Genomic DNA, 19,649 nt, shown 5'->3' with positions numbered 1-19,649 from the left:
TCCCCCAGCGAAGCTCATACGATCAAAGACTGTCATTCTGAGCGAAGCGAAGAATCCCTACACACTTCACCGAGCCGACAAGTTGAAATCCTTCCGGCCACAGAATCCAAACCAGCTTCGCAGGCGAAGCTCCTACGGTCGAAAGACCGTCATCCTGAACGAAGCGAAGCGTAGCTGAAGGACCTGCATTCCTCCACACCCTCTACAACGCACCAGGAAAACTCAAAACAAACCAACACCCAAAAACCGGGTGCCCCAGGTTCGCGAAGCTAACCTGGGCAGAGCGGCTTTTGCCGCTCTCCATCGCTCCAAAGGAGCGATCAAACGCGCAAAGCGCGTCTTCTTTCGGAAGGGCAGGACTCGATGTAAACAACCTCTTGGGACACCACATTTAGCCCCTGAGGGAACGTCCCAAACAGATCAATGCGCGTGCGAATGCGAATGTGTCTCCAGACTGCAAAACACGGTCGCCGTATCCGCCATACGGCACAGCCCATCTTCTTCCGGCTGAATCGTCGCATGCTCAATGCCGAAGTCGTCATGCAGCATCTTTTCAATGCGACCCACAATCGCTGTCGTCTCCAGCAGGGTGTAGTTCGCAGGCAGCGCCACATGGCAACTCAGCAGGTTGCGCCCCTCGCCCATCGTCCACACATGCACATCATGCACGCTGCAGACCGGCTCAATCTCGCCAATGCGAGCAGCAAGTGATTCGGGATCCAGATGCTCCGGCGCCTTCTCCATCAGCACATCGCTGGCCTCGCGCACAATGCCAATCGCGCTCCAGAAAATGAACACGGCAATCAGCAGCGACACAATCGGATCGGCATACAGCCATCCCGTATACCGCACCACCAAACCCGCGATCACCACAGCAGCCGCGCTCAACGCATCACCCGCCATGTGAATAAACGCAGCGCGTGAATTCAGGCTGTGCTTCGCGTCCCCTGCCAGCGCCAGGGCAATCACCGTATTCATCAACACAGAGATACCCGCAACCCAGATCATCAGGTTGCCTTCAATCGGCTCCGGATGACGAAACCGCCCCACAGCCTCAACAGCAATCCAAAGTGCAATCAAAACCAGCGTGCTGCTGTTGAACAGAGCAGTCAGCGTGGAAACCCGCACATGCCCATACGTATGCCGTCCGGCAGCAGGCCGTTTGATGGCCACCACCGCATACGCTGCCAGCCCCAGCGCCACGGCATCACTCACGTTATGCCCGGCATCGGAGAGCAGCGCCAGCGAATGCGAAACCCACCCGGCAATCGCCTCCGCCGCGCAAAACACCAGCGTCACCGCCAGCGAAACCCAGAGCCGCGTACCGCTGGTTGGCCCATGCACGTGATGGTGACGCCCACCTGAGTGATCGTGCGCCATACGCACCTCCACTACCAGCATAGAACGCCCAGCCACAGGACGCCTCCAGCAAAGCTCAAATGCCCAAAAGCCGTCACCTGGCAAGGCTCAACGGTCAATACCATGACCATCCTTCAGCGAAGCTCCAACGGTCAAAGACCATCCAGCGAAGCTCCTACGGTCGTAGACCGTCATCCTGAGCGAAACGAAGTGGAGCCGAAGGACCTGCATTCCCTCAACCCTCTACAACGCACCAGGAAACCCCAACAAACCAGCACCCAAAAACCGGGTGCCCCAGGTTCGCGAAGCTAACCTGGGCCGAGCAGCAAAGCTGCTCCATTCGTGCGAAAGCACGACCAGCGAATCTCCAACAATCAAAGACCATTCCCAGCAAAGCTCCAATGGTTGAAATACCCCGAGTGGAGCTCCAATGGTCGAAAGACCGTCATTCTGAGCAAAGCGAAGAATCCCGACGAACCCTCATCCCGCCAAGGCCCTCACAAGCTTCCAGCCACCAAACCCAAACCAGCTTCGCAAAAGCGAAGCTCCAACGCGCAAAGCGCGTCTTCTTTGAAGACGGGCACGGCTTCAGCCGTGCCATAAGAAACCCAAACCAAGAAAACCGCGCGGCCAAAAAACAAACAGGAGCATGAAGCAAACCCCGCGCGCCCACAGAAGACCATGGCTGGCACCACGCCGAAGGCGTCGAGAACGGTACGAAGTACCTACTTCTCGCTCTTTTTATTCCGAGCCCGCACTTTGAACCAGATCGGCGACCCGATAAACCGGAACGATGCACGGATCTGGTTCTCCAGGAATCGCTCATAGCTGAAGTGAAGCTTCACATCGCGATCCGTGAACAACACAAACGTCGGCGGCGCAACCGCAGCCTGCGTCATGTAGTAGATGCGCAGCCGCTTGTTGTACGGAACGCCTGCCTTCTCAAATTCCACCTGGTCCAGGAACTTGTTCATCTGACCCGTTGTGATGCGCTTACGACGCTCACGCGCCACAAGCTGCACCTTCTTGAAGACCTCGTCCACGTTGATGCCTTCGCGCGCACTGATGAAGATCAGCGGAGCGTAATCCAGATACTTCAACGCGTGCCGCACCTGTTCGGTGTAGACCTTCTGGTCGGCAGGCGCCTGTCCGTCTTCGCGATTGGTCGTGATTGCGTCCCACTTGTTCACCACGATCACAACACTGCGGCCGCTCTCATGCGCATAGCCGCCAATGTTGGCATCCAGCCCGGTCACGCCTTCCGTGGCATCGATCACCAGCAGCGCCACATCGGCTGCTTCCAGATGCTTGCGCGCCATGATGACGGACAGCTTCTCCGCCATCATCGTGGTCTTGCCCTTGCGGCGAATGCCTGCGGTATCCACGAACCGGAAGCTATGTCCATTGCGCTCCACCGTCTCATCCACAGCGTCGCGCGTGGTGCCTGCGATCGGTGAGACGATGGCGCGGCCTGATCCCGTAAGCGCGTTCAGCAAGGTGGATTTGCCGACGTTGGGACGGCCAATGATGGCAATGCTAGTCTCCTTCGAGACATGCTCGCCATGCGAGCGCAGCTTGCGCTCCCGCGGAGCCTCTCCGTCGGATGCAGACTCGCGCTCATCTTCCCATACGTCATCCGCAACCTCTTCCGGCTCCGTCTGCGGCAGTGCGGCGGCAACGGCGTCCATCAGGTCGCCCATGCCCAGCCCATGCTCACCGCTGACGGGAAACACTTCCTTGTACCCCAGCGTGCGGAAGCTCTCGGCCTGCGGCGCAATCTTCTCCGTGTCCATCTTGTTCACCGCCAAGAAGACTGGCTTACCGCTGCGGATCAGCAGTCGCGCCAGGTCAATGTCCGGCAGCGTCAACTCACTGCGCCCGTCCACCACCTGCACAATGGCCTCAGCCTCATCCAGCGCAATCTGTGCCTGCCGGAAGATCTCCCGCGGAATCAGCGCCTCATCATCGGGAATCACGCCGCCCGTATCCACAATGCGTAACACGCGACCTTCCCAATCCACTTCGCCGTAGATGCGGTCACGCGTGATGCCCGGCTCATCGCCCACAATGGAACGGCGCGTGCCGGTCAGGCGGTTGAACAGGGTGCTCTTACCCACGTTCGGCCGTCCGCAGATGGCGAACAGCGGCGCGGCAATGGCGTCAGACGGCCGCTGTGCCTCCTCGATCATGGGCAGCGTGCTGGCAAAGGCGTTCTCCGTCTCTGGATCGCTGAGTGCGGCGCGATGCACCATCCGCTTCTCCTGCACCTCCGCGCTGGATCCCATACCGCGCGCCCCCTTGGGCGCCCGCTGTGCTGGCTCAGGAATCCCCAGGCGCTCCCGCTCTGCCTTGGGCAGTGCACCCGGCGCCATCTGCGCCCCGGTAATGGCACGCCCCTTCTGCCGGGTGGGCGACTGCGTGCGCACCTTGCTCTGGCTGAACGCGGCAGACTTCTTGGCGGTAATCCCCTTACGCCCCTTGGGCGAAGCACCACCCACCGACGAAGCACCAGCCTTAGCCCCCTTAGGGGTGGCCCCCTTATGCGGACGCGTCTGCGCTGTCCTGTGCTTTTTTCCGAGCCGCTTCTTTTCCGGTGCCATCGTGCTTACCTGCTTCCATCTTTAAGGGTAGCAGTGTGAAACGGTAATTATCCTGAGTTTGCAGCGCGAAGCCATGGCAAAGAACACGATTCCGATGATTTCTGGCGATGAACACGACGCGTTCACCCGTTGGCGGCGTTTTCTGCACTGGCGACCGGGAATCCGCGCTCGCGTCAAACGCGGCTACAACAAGCGCAGGCGCAGGCAAAGCAAGCTGGAATTGCGTTCTACCGAAGCAGAGCGCTGTTTACCGCCGCCGCCAGCACCCGCAGCTATTTCCCGCCAAGACGCCTGAGTATCTCGCTGCGTTCCGGCTTCAAAACCCGAGAAGTCTCCGCGTCGTATTTATGCGATGTCCTGTATCGGAACCGTTTTTCATAGACACGCTCCCGCGCGTTGTAGACAAATGCCTCAACGTCATATTGATGCGCGTCAAAGTGTGTTTCTCCAGCATTGAAATTCCAGAAGAAATCCGCGACAACCAACACCGGGTATGGTGAGATTTCGGGTAGGTGCCACATGGCATAGTCGCTCACATTTGTAGCGGATGCCAGGGGCAAGAGATTCTGGATCGCCTTGGCCGATGGGTCATATCTCAATACTGCGAACCGGGTAAGTGTTCCACTGCCTCCACCGGAAAACATCCCGGTAAAGAAAATCCAGGACGCTCCCCCCGGTAACATTTCACGTTCAGAATGTGGTTCCAGCCCAAACTCATAAACGACTTCCGGGTCTTTCACCAGTTTTGGCATGACAAAGCACGTTGTCTTCTGCTCCGACAGGCACAGTTGTACGCCGGAAGTGGAAAATCCATCAGCATTCACAGCGCCTGCTAATTGGCTATAGCGAGGAAAGGCATTCTCTGTTTGTGCTGCGCTGCTGCCACCGATCAATAGAAAAAACGCGATAACGCGCGACAGAAACTGCACCAGTCCACCCCTGAAAGCGATGATTCCACAAGAATGAGGAATGCGCGGCTAAACTAAAGACGTTCGCCTTTCTTGCGCCCTCATGCCGACCTTCGCCACAACAGAGAAACTGCCCACGCTGCACGAGTTCTTCGCGCCGGGCGGCGTGCTGGCCAAGTCTTCGCTGAACTATGAGCACCGCAAGGGCCAGTACGAGATGGCCAGGGCCGTCGAAGCGGCATTGCAGGATCATCGCCATCTCGTCGTGGAGGCAGGCACCGGCACCGGCAAGACGCTGGCCTATCTCCTGCCTGCATTGCGGTTAGCACGCGAACGTGGGCAGCGCGTCATCATCTCCACAGGGACGAAGAACCTGCAGGAGCAGTTGTTCTTCAAGGACATTCCGTTTCTTGAGTCGCTGCTGGGGCCGCTGAAGGTCTGCTACATGAAGGGCCGCGGCAACTACGTGTGCAAGCAGAAGCTGTACGCGCTGCAGCAGACATCTTCACTACTCACCGAGTTCACAGAACTCGATCACTTCGGAAAAATCCTCGAGTGGGAGAGCGAAACGGAGACAGGCGACCGCGCCGAAATCGCCGGCCTGCCAGAGCCTTCGCCGCTATTCTCCAAGCTGGATGCGCGCAGTGAAGCGTGCCTGGGGCAAAGCTGCCCCAACTTTGAACCGTGCTACATCACGGCGATGCGGCGCAAGGCTCTGGAAAGCGACATCATCATCGTCAATCACCACCTGTTCTTTGCTGACCTGAACATCCGTCAGCAGGCGGCAGGCGCGCCGGATGCAGGCATTCTGCCAGATGCCGCAGCGGTGATCTTCGACGAAGCGCACGAAATGGAAGCGGTGGCCAGCGACTACTTCGGCGTGGCCATCTCGCAGCAACGTTGCGAAGAACTGGCGCGCGACGTGGAGATGATGCTGCGCGCGAAGAAGGTCTCATCATCGAGCATCGAAAGCGCAACGAATGGACTGCGTGAACGTTCGCGTGCCTTCTTTGGATCGCTGCCTATGAACGGCTTTGAGCTGGGACGGCAGCCTTTCCGCGACCGCAGCGGTTTTTTGGAAGAGCGCGGCGATGCTTACTTAACCTACCTAACTTCTTTGGACAAGCTGCGCGACGAACTGGAACGCATCAAGGACGTGGACGAGGTCAACGGCCTGAAGCGTCGCGTGACGGAACTTCGAACCTCATCGACCTTCCTGATGGAAGCGGAAGATCCCAACACGGTCTTCTGGATTGAGCGCCGCGCCGCCGGTGGTGTGAAGAACTTTTCGCGCACGCAGACGGGCCAGCCCATGGCTTACCACACCTATCTGCAAGCCACGCCCATTGATGTGTCAGAGATCCTGAACACCACGCTGTTCAAGGACTTCAGTTCCGTCGTTCTGACCAGCGCGACGCTGACCGTGCAGGGCGGCTTTGAACACATAGCAAAACGCGTCGGCTTAGTGGGAGCGCGTGAACTCACCGTGCCATCACATTTCCAGTACAACAAGCAGGCACTGCTCTATCTGCCACCGTACATGCCCGATCCGCGCGATCCGGATTTTCTGAATCAGGCGACGGAAAAGATGCGGCGCGTGCTGGAGTTGAGCCGTGGCCGCGCCTTCTGCCTCTTCACCAGCTATGCGCAGATGAAGACACTGTATGAACGCATGTTGGTGGAGTTGCCCTACCCGCTGCTGCTGCAGGGGCAGGCGCCGCGCAAAGCATTGCTGGATGAGTTCCGTTCCACACCGAATGCCATTCTGTTCGGCACCTCCAGCTTCTGGCAGGGCGTGGATGTGCAGGGCGACCAGCTGAGCTGCGTCATCATCGACCGTTTGCCATTCGCTGTGCCAAGTGACCCGGTGATGCAGGCGCGCATGGAAGCCATCGAAGCTGAAGGCGGCAAGCCGTTTCACGATCTGCAGATTCCGCAGGCGGTCATCACGTTGAAACAGGGCTTCGGACGCCTGATCCGCAGCGCCAGCGACCGCGGCGTGCTGATGCTGCTGGACAGCCGCATTCAGCGGCAGAGTTACGGCAAGATATTCCTAGACAGCCTGCCACCGTACAAGCTCACGCAGGACATTAACGATGTGGAAGAGTTCTTTCTTTCACCCGCAGAGCATGAAGTGGCTGTGAGCTAAATCCTGTTTCGCCAGACTTACTCTTCCACGATGAAGGTCTTACCTTCTTCCACTGCCCCGTCTTCAATTGGAAGCTGAGTTCCCTTGCGACGATCGAATATCTTGCGCAGAATCCACACCACCAGCAGCACCAGCAGCACGCCCACGACCATGCGCGTCAACTGTGCATGCGCATGTACGCCATGCATGATGACGTCCATCACCTGTGGACCATACTTGTGCGTCAACAACGCATAGGCACCGTACTGAATCAGCTTGCCCAGGAACGCCGCAAGCAGGAAGAGCATCGGCTTCATCTCAAACACGCCCGCGCAAAACTCAAACAGTTTGAACGGTGTCGGTGGCGGCCCAATGGCCGGAATGAAGATGGCCAGAAATTCCTGACGCTCAAAGCGATCGCGCAGACGCTCGTAACGTTCACGATTGATCTTGCCCAGCAGAAACAGTTCCCCGCCCACGCGCCCCACGTAAAACGGCACCAGGCTTCCCAGGGTGGACGCCAGAGCCGCAACCACCGGGTACAGAATCCAGGTGCCAGGGTGGTTATTCACATCGGTGACCAGCAGATACTGCCACGGCATGGGCAGCATGGCGGAGTCCAGCAGCGCAATCGCGGCGAGCCCCCACAGACCGAACCGTTCAAAGAAGGCCTGGGTCGTCTGGGTGAAATGCTTGAGCCAGCCCACGTGATGGGGTGCCGCGTGCGGGACTGTGTCCTGGGCGGTTTGCAGCAGGGTTGCGAAAGCGTGCAGGTGAAACATCCTCGGTCATTCTACCCGGCGCAGACGCCGAGCTATGCCATTCGAAGCGCGCTTTGACGCGGGATGAGAGAATAATCCTGCTGTTCTGTAGCCCTCCGGCGCTTTTCTGCGTACAAATGGGCGTTCCGACAGTCCTACAGATAGAGACAGAAGAGACAGACCCAGCGTGCCGCCATACCAGACACCCTCTGACGAACCTACCCAGGAGACACCCCAGCCCGAGGAGAGTCCACGCCACGGTAATCGCGGCGGTATGGGCCGTTACGCCGACCTGGAACAGCATGAACTGATCATGCTGCTGGACGAAGTGGATGACGAGCGCACGCGCGCGCGTTTCCGCGAAGCTGTCTATATCTCGGTCATCGTCTGGCTGATTCTGGGCTGGGTTCTGGTGTATGGGCCGCGTTATCTATGGCATGCGCCGGTGATCGTCATGGCCCCGGACAATGAAAAGCGTTCCACCATGACCTATCTGGACACGCCGCCGGACCTGAAGGACCAGCTCAAACGGACGAAGCCCGCGCCCAACATCAGCGCGCACACCGCCGAATCGCAGAGCTCGAAACCGAATCCGCAGGTACAACCCACACCGCGCGCCGGAACACCTGCGCCTCCCGCACCGAAGCAGGCTCCTCAGCAGCAACAGGCTGCACCCGCTCCGCAGCAGCAACAGGCTCCACCGCAGCAGCAGGTGGCGAAGAACGCGCCTCCCACCCCCACTCCGCCTGTGCCGCACCCGCAGCCCATGGTGGATTCGCCTGCGCCGAACGCGTCCGCCAACAATCGTCCGAACTTCGGCCAGGGATCGCAGAGCGCCGCATCCCAGATTGCCCAGGCCGCGCGTGGCTCGCGTAATGCGGGCGACAGCGGCGACTACGGCTCAGTGGGCCGTGGCCAGCCGGGCGGGGCCAAGCAGGGCTTGCAGATTCTCAGCGACACGCAGGGTGTCGACTTTGGCAAATACATCCAGCGCCTGCTCTCTGATGTGCGCCGCAACTGGCTGCCGCTGATCCCGGAAGAGTGCCGCCCGCCGCTCAATAAGCAGGGCATCACCGGCGTGCGTTTCACCATCCTGCCCGACGGCAAGATCAGCGCCATGCATCTGGACTACTCCACCCATGATGTCGCGATCGATCGTGCGGCATGGGGTTCCATCACGGCACTCGGTGCAGCACAACCGCTTCCCAAGGAGTTCCACGGACCCAATCTGGAACTGCGCATCGAATTCCGTATCAATAAAGACAGTCCGGAAGCGCAGTAAGTAGCTTCGTTTTCGATACCGCTCCCAGAACGGCGTAAAGAAAGGCCCTCGCGAAGTATTGCGAGGGCCTTTCGCAGCAAATCATGCTGACTTCGGGAGAAGTCTAGAAGTTCCAGGACATGGTGCCGCGAACGACGCGCGGTTCGCCGGGTTTGACGTAGAGGTTGTTGTAGCTGCCGGCGTACCACCGCTTGTTGGTGATGTTGTTGGCGTTCAGTTGCCACATGGCATGACCGCGACGATAGCTGGCCGAAGCATCCACAATGCCGTATGCGGGCAGGCGGAAGCTGTAGGCAAGATCGCCGGACTGGTCGGTGTAATGGCGTCCACCGAAGCCGAAGGTGAGACCGCGCACAGGGCCACGCGGAATCTCGTAGGTGCTCCACATGTTGAAGAGATGCTTCGGTGCGTTAAGCGTCGGTGTTCCGGTGGGCAGTGTGGTGTCGTTGGTGACGATGGCGTTGATGAACGAGTACGACGACACGATGTTCCAACCTGCCAGCGGGTGCAGTGTGGCCTCAAGCTCCACGCCGCGGCTGCGTTGTGCGCCGGTTACCAGGTAGAAATTCGGAACGGCCTGGTTAGCTGTGGCAACGTTTTTACGATCAAGCTGAAAGAGTGCTGCGTTGGCGAGCAGTTTGCCGTTGAGGAAGGATGACTTCACGCCGCCTTCCCATTGCTGTCCGCGTTCCGGTGGCAGGTAAGAAGCGTGTGTGGCGTCGATGTAGACCTGGCCCGACTGCGGCAGGTATGACTTGCTGAAGCTGGCATAAACTGCGGTCTGACCGAAGGCCTGCCAGGTGACACCCACGCGTGGCGTGGTGCCGTGGCCGTTCTGGTTTGCAGAGCCACGGCTTTCGTTCTTGGCCCAGTCAAAGCGTCCGCCACCGGTGATGCTCACATGCTTTGGCAGGCGGATGTGGTCCTGCAGATAGAGACCGGTGTATTGCGTGACGGTCTTCGTGTCGGAAACTACGATCAGTGATTGCACAGGGTTCTGTCCATACACAGGCTTGTACAGGTCCAGCGGTTCGTACTGCGTAAGGTCGCTGAAGTCGATCGACGATCCCTTGCCAGTCGACGGGTTCCGATAGAAGTCCAGGCCGAGCAGCGCACTGTGTTCCATGTTCAGAAACTTGGCGCGACCTTCGATGCTGGTATCCGTTTCATGCGTCTGCCACGGTCCATAGAAGCTATACGGGTAGCGATAGAGCGTGCGGTTGTCTGCGCCGAGGAACCCGGGGTAATAGATGCGATTCCAGTTCTGCTGATACCAGGCAAAGCGTGCATTCTCGCGGAAGATCAGGTTGTCGCTGAAGCTGTGATGGAACTGCACGCCGAACTGCTGATTGGCCTGTGACATCTTATTCGCATTGGCTTCCAGTTCGCCGATGTAGGTAGAGATGGGCAGGATGCCGTTGCCGGGATTAGGGAGCACAGTGCCGATAGCAGGCAGAGGCATGCCCTGTCGGCCGTTATCGCGCTGGATACGTCCGGTGAGCGTGAGCCATGTGGAGCTGCGCGGCTTCCATGTAAGCGATGGCGCAAAGTAATAGCGATGGCGATAGGTGTAATCCACGAAGGTGTTCGCGGAGTGATACAGCGCGGCGAGACGGCCGTAGACCGTGCGCGATGAGTTCAGCGAACCGCCGATGTCGATCGCAGGATCGACAAAGTTAAACGAGCCTGCTGTGACCTGCGCGTGGACAAAGAAGTCCGGTACGGGCTTACGCGTGACGATGTTCACAAGACCGCCAAGAACGCTCTGGCCGTAGAGCGCGGAGGATGGCCCCTTCAGCACTTCAACGGACTCCAGCCCCCACGTCTCTTCCATCATGCCGTTGCCGCCGCGCAGGCCGTCGATGTAGGTGTTGAACGAAGCATCAAAGCCGCGGATGCGGTAGTAGTCCCAGCCGTCGTAATAACCGCCCGCGATGACGCCGGGAACGTTCTTCAGTGCGTCATCCAGCTTCACCACTGCCTGCGAATCCATCAGGCTGCGATTGACCACGCTGATGGCCTGAGGCACCTCGGCCAGGGGCAGGTCCGTCTTGGTGCCGCCGCTGCTGACGGGTGTTGCAAACTCATTACCCTCGGTGGCCGTGACGGTTACGGCGCTGTTGACATTGCCCACCTGCAACACCGGATTCAGGACAGTGCCGGAGGTTGAGTCGGCCACATTGACCTTCTGCGATGCCGCGCCGAAGTTCGGCGCTTCCACGTCGATCTGGTATTCACCAGAGGGCACGCTGACCACGTAGGCTCCCGCAGCGTCAGCGGTGATCTGCGTGCGCAGAGTGCCGCAGGTGAGGGTGATTTGGGCGCGTGGGACACCCGCACCGGAGGAGTCTGTGACCACGCCGGAGAGACGGCGAGGCGTGCCGCGACGGCCATCGCAACCTGCGGGCGCGGGTTCCACGGCGGCATTGGCTGCGGGTTTTGTGGCGGGGCGAGGGTCCTCCGCAACCGTGTGCATCACGGCGATGGAGGAGAGTGCAAGGGCAAACGAAACTGGCAAAAACGGGCGCATGAAATACCTTCCAGGGATGTGGCCCGTGAAAGCAGAAAAGAACTCCGTGGGAATTCGAGGCTGCCGGGTGGGCCCATCGAACTCACTCCAACGGACTCCCCTCAGAGCGCCGAAAGCAGTGAAAGCTTGTAGGTACCAATATCGGACATGTTAAGTCTTATATCAAGCGGCGCGTGCGATTACAGGTATGAAGGATGCGCGTTACCCCACGTTTTGCGGGTTGCGGGTATTATCGGCAGCGATGAAAACCATGTCCTTTCTGTCGTTTCGAAACATGCTTGTTCTTTTGCTGCTTTGTGGACTGCGTCTATCCGCGCAGCAGCCAACGCCCGTCCGCAATGTGGTGCTGGTGATGACCGACGGTATGCGCTGGCAGGAGATCTTCCGAGGCGCGGACGAGACTCTGCTGACACCGGAGAACTACTACAACAAGCGCGACGTTGCGCCGCTGAAGCAGCAGTTCCTGGCAGCCACGCCGGAAGAGCGCCGCCGCAAGCTGATGCCGTTTTTCTGGGAGCACTTTGGTTCCACCGGGTTCATCTTTGGCGATCAGGATGCCGGTTCCACCGCCTCCGTGACCAATGGCAAGAACTTCTCCTATCCCGGATATTCGGAGACGCTGACCGGGCATCCGGACCCGCGCATTGACTCGAATGACGACAAGCCGAACCCGAACCTGACAGTGCTGGCGTGGCTGAATCACACGCCGAAGTTCAAGGGCAGCGTTGCGGCGTTTGGTGCATGGCACACCATTGCCAATGCCGTGAATCCGGAGAAGTGCGGCTGCGTGGACAATGCGGCGTACGATCCGCTGCTGATTTCACCAATGCCGGATGCGCTGACAGTGCTGAATGCGGTGAAACGTGATTCTCCACGCGAATGGGAAGACGAGACGGTGGATGCGCCAACGTTCTACACGGCGATGGAGTATGTGAAGGCGAAGAAGCCACATGTGCTGTACATCTCGCTAGGGGAGACGGATGAATGGGCGCATGCTGGCAACTACGGCGAGTATCTGCTGTCGGCGCACCGGGCGGATCAGTACATGAAGCAGCTTTGGGATTTACTGCAATCTATGCCGGAGTATCGCGATTCGACAGCGCTGATATTTACCACCGATCATGGTCGCGGTACGGTTGGCGATGCGTGGCGGAAGCATGGCGAGAAGGTGCCGGAGTCGAAGGATATCTTCATCGCTGTGAGTACGCCGGGGCTGAACGGTAAGGGCATCCAGAAGAATGCCGCAGTGGTGACGCAGTCGCAGGTGGCGGCGACGCTGGCGCGTTTCCTGGGTGAGAACTGGAATGTTGCGGAGCCCAAAGCCGGTGCGCCTTTGCCATTGAAGTAGGGCAGGGGGCCGGGGCTGAGGCCCTCTTTCCCGCATTACTTGATTCAGAGGGCCTGTAGGCCCTGCTCCATCGGATCGCGCTTTGGCGCGAATGAGAGCGGCAAAGCCGCTCTGCCCAGGTTAGCTTCGCGAACCTGGGGCACCCGGTTTCGGTCGAAGGTGCGTTTCTGGTTTCCTGACGTGTTGTAGTGGGGTGAGAGGAATGCAGGTCCCCTTCGCTTCGCTCGAGGGCATGCTTCGGCTTCACTTCGTTTCGCTCAGGATGACGAACTTCGTTCGTATGAGTCCTGCTCTGCAGGGCTGGTTTAATTCCACTGCTATATTCCACAGCTATAGAAAAAGCCCGGCGCGAGGCCGGGCTTTCCCATACTGATTGAAGTTGCAAGGATCGCCTGCGAAGCAGGTCGAGGAAAATTAATCCTGTTCCTTACGAACCTTCTTGCGATTCCGCTTGCGTGCCAGTGCTTCCTTGACGCGCTTCTTTTCGCCGGGCTTCAGGTAGAAGGAGTGGCGCTTGACTTCCTTGATGATGTCTTCCTGCTGAACCTTCCGCTTGAAGCGGCGCAGTGCATTCTCAAGGGGTTCGCCCTCTTGGAGACGTACTTCTGCCATGTAGTAAAACACCCCGCTCTCAGGTCACGCTGACCGTTTCTTAGGATATCGCAGATTGGGGATTCCGTGGTGGAGAATCGTCCCGATCGGCCTGCGCAACCAATACAACCTGGGCTGTATGTGGATACTGCCTAGCGATGACGCCGGGGCTTCGATTTCGCGGCAGGCGCAGCGGAAGTTACTGTCCAGACAGGAGTTCCCGTCCAGTTACGCATCGTCTGAAGCTGGCTTCCCTCGGCGGTTTCTGCAGGCATGCCATCGCCCAGCGGCGGAAAGTAGCGAGCCGCAAGGTGTGCCACATCTGCCGATGCGAAGGTCAGCTTGTAGCTGTTGCGATCCAGCGTGCCAATGACGCTTTGCCCCTCAGCAACGCGTGGTACCACAGGTTCCGGCGTTCCGGGTACAGCCGCTGTTGTCTGATACGCGGTAAGCGTCAGCGCCGTATCCAGCAACGCGCTGTTGTTGCCCGTTCCCACATTCGTAAGCACCACATTCCAGGCGTGGTTTGCAGTTGCAGCATCGTCCTTTTGCATAGGCAATGTGCAGGTGCAGACCACGGTGGTTCCCCAGCGGCTGTTCTCCGCCCCGGTGTCTTCCTTCCAAGCCGTCAGATCGAGCGATCCGGCAAGGCTGAGATTCTTTGGGATGCGGCGCGAGAACAGGCGCATCCATGCCAGGGCGTAATTCGGAGACGCATCCTTCAGTGACGCCTGAATGGAAGCCGTGCTGAACGAGAAGGTATCCGGAATTTCGCCACGCAGCAGGAAGACGCCCGGTTTGGCCGCAGCATCCGGCTTGTCGCGTGTGCTGAGCGGCGCGGGTTCGTTGCGCAGGAAGTCAATGGCTGCAAGGAACGACGTATCTTCCTTGGTCGGAATAGCACAACGAAGGTCATGCAGACTGCGGAGCAGGCCAGCCGTATCCGCTTCGCAATGCGCGTTGATCTGTGCCGTTTGCTCCGGTGCGAAGTCCGCACGATGTAGCGAGAGCAGATGCAGATCTGCATTCAGGCGCGCCGTGTTCAGCGTTCCCTTCAGCGTTGCCGAAGCAGAGGCTTCACCGCGCCATCCCTGGTCACTTCCAGCGACCAGCTTCGTGGCCTCGCCCATCGGAGTGGGTTTCCAGGTCCCGTTGAGATCGATGCTGGCAGACGACAGATCCGCCCCTCGGCCCAGTGTGGCTTCCAATTTCACCAGACCCACATCCGATGCGTCTGTATCTGTGCGCGAAGGCCGGCCTGAAAGCCGAAGCTGCCACTGATCCGGTTCCGGCAACCATAACGCAAACTCCGTTTCCTTTAGCGAAAACGGCAGCTTCACCTCGCCGTTCTTGATGTTCAGGCGCGCATCCGTTGCCTCAATATACGGAAAACGCGGAGCCTCGCTGGCTTTTGCCTGCGTGGTCGGCGCAGAGGTGATCTGCGATGCCTGCGTGACGATGCGCTGCAAGTTCCATCGGCCGGTCTGCGGATTACGCACCAGGTTGATGGAAGGCGAAACCAGCGAGATGCGCGACACCTCAATCCGTCGCCGCCACAGCGATGCCAGACGCAACCGCGCTTCCACGGTGTTAGCGCGAAGAACCGGCTCTGAACCAAACTCCGGCGTCTCGCTGACCACAAAATTCGAAAGCGTCAACCCCGGCAACGGCAGCAGGTGAAGCTGAATATTGTCGATGCGCACGGAGCGCCCAAGCGCCTCCGACATGGCCGACGCCACCCGTCGCTGATACCGGCTGATACTGATGTACGGCGGCAGAACAACCAGCAGCACCACCACCAGCACACCAATCAGGGCAAACGTCAGGCGGCGGCGGATGGTGGGTGTCCACAGTGGGTGATGGTCGTCGTGCAGGACTTCTTCGTTCTCCATCGCCTACTGAATCCGGTGCAAGGTGCGGCTCCAGCGGGTGTCGCTGAAGAAATGCGTGATGACGTGCAGGAACCATCCGGCGGTGCTGGGATACTGTGCCTTCATCACCTGATCGTCAGGTGTAACAAACGACCAGTAGACGAACATGGGCCTGCCAATCAGGTTTTGCTGCGGAACAAAGCCCCAGTAGCGGCTGTCGAGGCTCTCCAGGCGGTTGTCGCCCATCGCGAAGACAACACCTTCGGGCACGACGAGTTCGCCGTTCTGCACATGATTGCGAATATCCACGGCCCAGTGTTCGGCATTGTTCATTGCAGCGGCAGACGAGATGCCTTCAATGTCGCGCGGAAAGTCGTCACGTGCCGTGTCGTAGTTGTGGCTGGGAATGCCGGAATTATCCGGAACAGAAATCTGCGGCTCATCCAGGCGCTGACCATTACGGTACACAATGCCGTGCTCCAGATGAATGCGGTCCCCCGGCAAGCCAATGGCACGCTTCACCAGGATGAGGTCTGGATTCTCCGGATGGGGTTTTACGAAAACAATCACGTCACCGCGATGCACCTGGCGATGCCATTCCAGCGGCATCCACTGTGTGGCGGGTGCCAGTGTGACGCGATCCACCAGAACATGGTCGCCAACGAGCAGCGTCTTCTCCATCGACCCCGAGGGGATGGCGAAGTTCTGGAAGAGGAACGTCATGATAAAGAGACCGATGACCAGTACGTACGCCAGTCCGGCGAGTGATTCGGGCAGAGTCTCTTGCTTCTCTTCTTTGTGGGCGACTGCGGTTTCAGCCATGGCAGCGTCCAGTCTACCGGATGGTGCCGGAACACCGCGAGGGTTCCATCTGCATTTGCTCTGCTGAGGGGGGATTATCCGCCTGGGCACATGGTCCAGGAATGGGATTGCATCTTCACCTTTACTCCAGGATGCTGAGAAGGGATTTCTTACGAACGATTCGTTTACTCTCTCTGCGCCTGCCGTGCGTGACCATTTTCCTTCTTCAAAAATCCGGCAACGAACTACCTTGTCACTGTTTTTGAGGAGGCTCTATGGCATCCGCAGCAACGATTTTCCCCTTACCGCGCGATCCAAAGGAACTGCTTGGTCCAGGAGCAGGCACCACCCGCGTTGCTCCAGCCTGTATTAATCTCTGGCAAACTACCCTGCGCTCCGGACGCCTGGACACCTTCATCGGCATCATCGATACGCAGAAATGGATCTGCTATCTGGCTCCTTGCTTCGGCATCGTGGTAAGCAACCCGAAGGAGACCTTTAAGCAGCTTGTGGATTTTTACAACGCCGTACGCGACGGTGTCTTTCCGCCTGACACTCCCTGCATGGCAAACTCCACCAGCGCTGCCGACAAGACGATGGTGGGCACGCCCAAGTCAGAACTTGATCATATCTACGGTGCCCACGGAGTCTGCTTTGTGCCTCTGGACAAGCCATCCTTTGACGGCTATTCCCACAAAGCCATGCACAGATGGGTCGTTCGTTACTGCGATGACAGCGTGAAGTGGGAACGCTGTCTTGGTTTCGCCATTCAGAGGGATGCAACAGGCTATTACATCCGCCACGCGTCTACGCTGAACGAGTTCCCAGGGCAGATGCGTGAAAGTATTATCCCTACATTTCAGCCGATTAAGCCGCTGATGGTTCCTAACTATGTGTGCTGCTGCATCCCTTGGGGGCAGGTTCCCTATGTGGATAAAACGATAGAACCGCGCGATCTGCCAACGGAATGGGCAAGGTTACTGGAAGGCGTACTGGAACGAGACCTCGGTATCAGAATCACCATCACAGATTTAATGCAATCGCGCGGAGAACACCAGCTAAGTCGCAGAGCACGTTTTGTGCCGGTAGCCGCGCCCCCCGCTGCGGCTAGTTCAGTTGCAAGCTCTGCATCCGCGGCCTCAGGCAGTGGGTCTGGTGCAGCAATTGCAAGCTCCTCAGCAGTGGCCTCCGCAGCGCTGGCCGCAACACCTCCAGTCCTTGCTCCACCGCCACCACCTCCGCCTTCTTCCGTCCTGGATGTGAAACTTCCCTGATATCACCAATCAGGCGCGACCACACCGCATCTGCCCATACGTAACGATGTGGCTCTACAATCAACAGCGTTGTCAATGCGAGGTATACCAGCTTGCCGGAACCGTTACTGATTGCGAAGACCGACACCAAAGAACTGACGCTGCTGCCCGGAATGGCCAACCGCCACGGCCTTGTCGCCGGAGCCACAGGCACCGGAAAGACCGTAACACTGGAAGTGATGGCGCAAGCCTTCAGCAGCATCGGCGTACCTGTCTTCGCCGCGGACGTGAAGGGTGATCTCAGCGGCATTGCCGAGCCCGGAACGTCATCCCCGAAGTTCGATGCGCGCGTGCAGAAGCTGGGGTTGGGCACATGGACCTTCGCCGGTTGCCCGGTCACCTTCTGGGATGTCCTCGGTGAAGAAGGCAGCCCGCTGCGCACCACCGTCAGCGAGATCGGCCCGTTACTCTTCGCACGCATTCTGAACCTGAACGACACGCAAACCGCCGTGCTGACGCTGGTCTTCAAAATCGCAGACGATCAGGGACTTCTGCTGCTGGATCTGAAAGACCTGAAGGCCATGCTGAATGCCGTCGGCGAAACCGCAAAGACCTACCAGACGGAGTACGGCAACATCTCAGCCGCCTCCATTGGAGCCATTCAGCGCGGCCTCGTCTCGCTGGAGCAGCAGGGCGGCGACAAGTTCCTCGGCGAACCTGCGCTGAACATTGACGACCTGTTGCAGACCGTCGATGGCAAAGGGGTGGTCAACATTCTTGCAGCGGACAAGCTGATGCAGTCGCCGCAACTCTACGCGACATTCCTGCTGTGGCTGCTGAGCGAGCTATACGAACACCTGCCCGAAGTGGGCGACATAGACAAGCCCAAGCTCGTCTTCTTCTTTGATGAAGCGCATCTGCTCTTCAACGATCTGCCTGCACAACTCTCGCAAAAGATTGAGCAAGTAGTGCGACTGATCCGCAGCAAGGGCGTGGGCATTTACTTCGTCACGCAGAACCCCGCGGACATTCCGCCGGTAGTGCTTTCGCAGCTTGGCAACCGCGTACAACATGCGTTGCGTGCCTTCACGCCGCAGGAACAAAAAGCCGTGAAAGTCGCCGCGCAAACCTTCCGCGTGAATCCGGCGTTGAATACAGAAGAGGCCATCAGCCAGCTTGGCGTGGGCGAAGCATTGGTTAGTTTTCTCGACGAACAAGGCACGCCCACCATCGTGGAACGCGCATGGGTAATCCCGCCACACGCACGCATCGGGCCGGTAACGCCTGACGAACGCAAAGCACTGATGCAGACCTCCGTTGTTGCCGGTGTGTACGACAAGACGGTCGATCGCGAGAGCGCCTACGAGCGTCTGCAGCAGCGCGCCAACACATCCTCCAACGCAAACAATGCAGCGCCTGCGGGAACACCTTCGCCCATGCCGCAGGATATGCCAGTCCCACAAGACGTCCCACAACAACAAAGTGGCGGTTGGCTATCCAGCATGACGGAAGTACTGACGCAACATGGGCCGACAGGACCTCGTGGTGGTCGCGGAGCTGACTCGATTATTGAAACAGCCGCGAAATCCGCCGCACGCGCCATGGCAAGCCAGGCAGGAAGACAGATTGTGCGCGGTGTCCTCGGCTCCATCATGGGCAGCATGATGGGATCGTCTTCGCGTCGTAACAATTACTAATTCTGCGAACCGGAAGGCGGTGGTCCGGAAGGCGGGCTGCCTGCGCCGCGCTGCGTGGCCATGGTGTCAAAGACCTTCTGCTGCGCTTCAGTCAACAAGGCGCGCACTTCCTTGCGCACACTGGCCTGCAACGCCTCCATCTGCTGGCGACGCGCAAACTCATCCGTGCTGCTGCTGGAAGACGATTGCGCAGCAGTCTGCGCGTCCACATAAACGCTGAAGATCTTTTTCTGCTGATCGGTGCTGAGACCAACCTCGGCACGCGACATGGCACGCGCAATGCGATCCACCTCCATGGCGGGCGAGGGTGGCTCCATCCGCTGTTGCGTAATGCCACTCTGCACCACCAGCAACACCGTGAGTAGAAACACACCAAACGAGGGCACGGCCTGCACCGCGCCACGAAAAATTCGATGGTGAAAAGAATGCGTGTTCATGCCCTATAGGACGAGCATTCACGCTGCGAAGAGTACGCTTCCCCTGCGAACAAAGACATGATGGAATGCTGACGTGAATCGAT

15 protein-coding genes are annotated in these 19,649 nt (G+C 58.8%); 6 read left to right on the top strand and 9 right to left on the bottom strand.

The annotated features are described in order from the left end of the window. Positions 1-420: 420 nt before the first annotated feature. Both AB6729_RS12505 and der read right to left on the bottom strand, forming a co-directional pair. Positions 421-1,416, bottom strand: a complete 996-nt coding sequence (locus AB6729_RS12505; protein WP_371081953.1) for a cation diffusion facilitator family transporter — start codon at positions 1,414-1,416, stop codon at positions 421-423. A gap of 668 nt (positions 1,417-2,084) precedes the next feature. Continuing rightward, on the bottom strand, positions 2,085-3,959 hold the full coding sequence (der, locus tag AB6729_RS12500) for a ribosome biogenesis GTPase Der (RefSeq protein WP_371081952.1): 1,875 nt from the start codon (positions 3,957-3,959) through the stop codon (positions 2,085-2,087). Positions 3,960-4,032: 73 nt separating this feature from the next. On the opposite strand from der, the gene AB6729_RS12495 reads away from it, so the two are divergent. After that, entirely contained in the window at positions 4,033-4,254 is a 222-nt protein-coding gene (locus tag AB6729_RS12495) for a hypothetical protein (protein ID WP_371081951.1), read from the top strand. On the opposite strand, the gene AB6729_RS12490 is transcribed toward AB6729_RS12495, so the two are convergent. Then, the gene (locus AB6729_RS12490; RefSeq protein WP_371081950.1) at positions 4,232-4,888 is read right to left on the bottom strand and encodes a hypothetical protein; all 657 of its coding nucleotides are present in this window, start codon (positions 4,886-4,888) and stop codon (positions 4,232-4,234) included. The genes AB6729_RS12495 and AB6729_RS12490 overlap by 23 nt on opposite strands. Before the next feature lie 82 nt (positions 4,889-4,970). Between AB6729_RS12490 and AB6729_RS12485 the strand changes: the two genes are divergently transcribed. Continuing rightward, positions 4,971-7,016: an ATP-dependent DNA helicase gene (locus AB6729_RS12485; protein ID WP_371081949.1), complete on the top strand. Its 2,046-nt coding sequence runs from the start codon at positions 4,971-4,973 to the stop codon at positions 7,014-7,016. Between the two features lie 17 nt (positions 7,017-7,033). On the opposite strand, the gene AB6729_RS12480 is transcribed toward AB6729_RS12485, so the two are convergent. Continuing rightward, complete coding sequence (locus AB6729_RS12480; RefSeq protein ID WP_371081948.1) at positions 7,034-7,777, bottom strand: YqaA family protein; 744 nt, start codon at positions 7,775-7,777, stop codon at positions 7,034-7,036. 166 nt (positions 7,778-7,943) lie between these two features. Between AB6729_RS12480 and AB6729_RS12475 the strand changes: the two genes are divergently transcribed. Continuing rightward, positions 7,944-9,038 carry an energy transducer TonB gene (locus AB6729_RS12475; protein WP_371081947.1) on the top strand — a complete coding sequence of 365 codons (1,095 nt, stop codon included), beginning with the start codon at positions 7,944-7,946 and terminating at the stop codon, positions 9,036-9,038. A gap of 103 nt (positions 9,039-9,141) precedes the next feature. On the opposite strand, the gene AB6729_RS12470 is transcribed toward AB6729_RS12475, so the two are convergent. Further along, positions 9,142-11,568, bottom strand: coding sequence for a TonB-dependent siderophore receptor (locus AB6729_RS12470; RefSeq protein ID WP_371081946.1), 2,427 nt, complete (start codon positions 11,566-11,568; stop codon positions 9,142-9,144). Between the two features lie 274 nt (positions 11,569-11,842). On the opposite strand from AB6729_RS12470, the gene AB6729_RS12465 reads away from it, so the two are divergent. Next, positions 11,843-12,916 carry a sulfatase-like hydrolase/transferase gene (locus AB6729_RS12465; protein WP_371081945.1) on the top strand — a complete coding sequence of 358 codons (1,074 nt, stop codon included), beginning with the start codon at positions 11,843-11,845 and terminating at the stop codon, positions 12,914-12,916. Positions 12,917-13,330: 414 nt separating this feature from the next. On the opposite strand, the gene rpsU is transcribed toward AB6729_RS12465, so the two are convergent. The 3 genes from rpsU to lepB form a co-directional block, all read right to left on the bottom strand. Further along, complete coding sequence (gene rpsU / locus AB6729_RS12460) at positions 13,331-13,528, bottom strand: 30S ribosomal protein S21 (RefSeq protein WP_041592738.1); 198 nt, start codon at positions 13,526-13,528, stop codon at positions 13,331-13,333. 131 nt (positions 13,529-13,659) lie between these two features. After that, on the bottom strand, positions 13,660-15,399 hold the full coding sequence (locus AB6729_RS12455; RefSeq protein ID WP_371081944.1) for an AsmA family protein: 1,740 nt from the start codon (positions 15,397-15,399) through the stop codon (positions 13,660-13,662). A gap of 3 nt (positions 15,400-15,402) precedes the next feature. After that, complete coding sequence (gene lepB, locus AB6729_RS12450) at positions 15,403-16,200, bottom strand: signal peptidase I (protein ID WP_371081943.1); 798 nt, start codon at positions 16,198-16,200, stop codon at positions 15,403-15,405. 254 nt (positions 16,201-16,454) lie between these two features. Here lepB and AB6729_RS12445 point away from each other — a divergent pair, with 254 nt between their 5' ends. Both AB6729_RS12445 and AB6729_RS12440 read left to right on the top strand, forming a co-directional pair. Beyond that, entirely contained in the window at positions 16,455-17,453 is a 999-nt protein-coding gene (locus AB6729_RS12445) for a hypothetical protein (RefSeq protein ID WP_371081942.1), read from the top strand. Positions 17,454-17,545: 92 nt separating this feature from the next. Beyond that, on the top strand, positions 17,546-19,129 hold the full coding sequence (locus tag AB6729_RS12440; protein WP_371081941.1) for a helicase HerA-like domain-containing protein: 1,584 nt from the start codon (positions 17,546-17,548) through the stop codon (positions 19,127-19,129). Here the strand turns inward: AB6729_RS12440 and AB6729_RS12435 are convergent. After that, positions 19,126-19,566, bottom strand: a complete 441-nt coding sequence (locus AB6729_RS12435) for a hypothetical protein (RefSeq protein ID WP_371081940.1) — start codon at positions 19,564-19,566, stop codon at positions 19,126-19,128. The two genes, AB6729_RS12440 and AB6729_RS12435, sit on opposite strands and share 4 nt — an antisense overlap. Positions 19,567-19,649: the final 83 nt, after the last annotated feature.

Origin of the sequence: Terriglobus sp. RCC_193, from assembly GCF_041355105.1 — a bacterium.
In the GTDB taxonomy this organism is placed as follows: Bacteria; Acidobacteriota; Terriglobia; order Terriglobales; family Acidobacteriaceae; genus Terriglobus.
Note: the sequence above shows the minus strand (reverse complement) of the source record. Positions and strands in the feature narration are given on the sequence as shown.

Coding starts and splice junctions, on each gene's coding strand:
- AB6729_RS12465 (WP_371081945.1), top strand. CDS start 11,843: ATGCTTGTTCTTTTGCTGCTTTGTGGACTGCGTCTATCCGCGCAGCAG.
- rpsU (WP_041592738.1), bottom strand. CDS start 13,528: ATGGCAGAAGTACGTCTCCAAGAGGGCGAACCCCTTGAGAATGCACTG.
- AB6729_RS12445 (WP_371081942.1), top strand. CDS start 16,455: ATGGCATCCGCAGCAACGATTTTCCCCTTACCGCGCGATCCAAAGGAA.
- lepB (WP_371081943.1), bottom strand. CDS start 16,200: ATGGCTGAAACCGCAGTCGCCCACAAAGAAGAGAAGCAAGAGACTCTG.
- der (WP_371081952.1), bottom strand. CDS start 3,959: ATGGCACCGGAAAAGAAGCGGCTCGGAAAAAAGCACAGGACAGCGCAG.
- AB6729_RS12470 (WP_371081946.1), bottom strand. CDS start 11,568: ATGCGCCCGTTTTTGCCAGTTTCGTTTGCCCTTGCACTCTCCTCCATC.
- AB6729_RS12485 (WP_371081949.1), top strand. CDS start 4,971: ATGCCGACCTTCGCCACAACAGAGAAACTGCCCACGCTGCACGAGTTC.
- AB6729_RS12435 (WP_371081940.1), bottom strand. CDS start 19,566: ATGAACACGCATTCTTTTCACCATCGAATTTTTCGTGGCGCGGTGCAG.
- AB6729_RS12455 (WP_371081944.1), bottom strand. CDS start 15,399: ATGGAGAACGAAGAAGTCCTGCACGACGACCATCACCCACTGTGGACA.
- AB6729_RS12495 (WP_371081951.1), top strand. CDS start 4,033: ATGGCAAAGAACACGATTCCGATGATTTCTGGCGATGAACACGACGCG.
- AB6729_RS12480 (WP_371081948.1), bottom strand. CDS start 7,777: ATGTTTCACCTGCACGCTTTCGCAACCCTGCTGCAAACCGCCCAGGAC.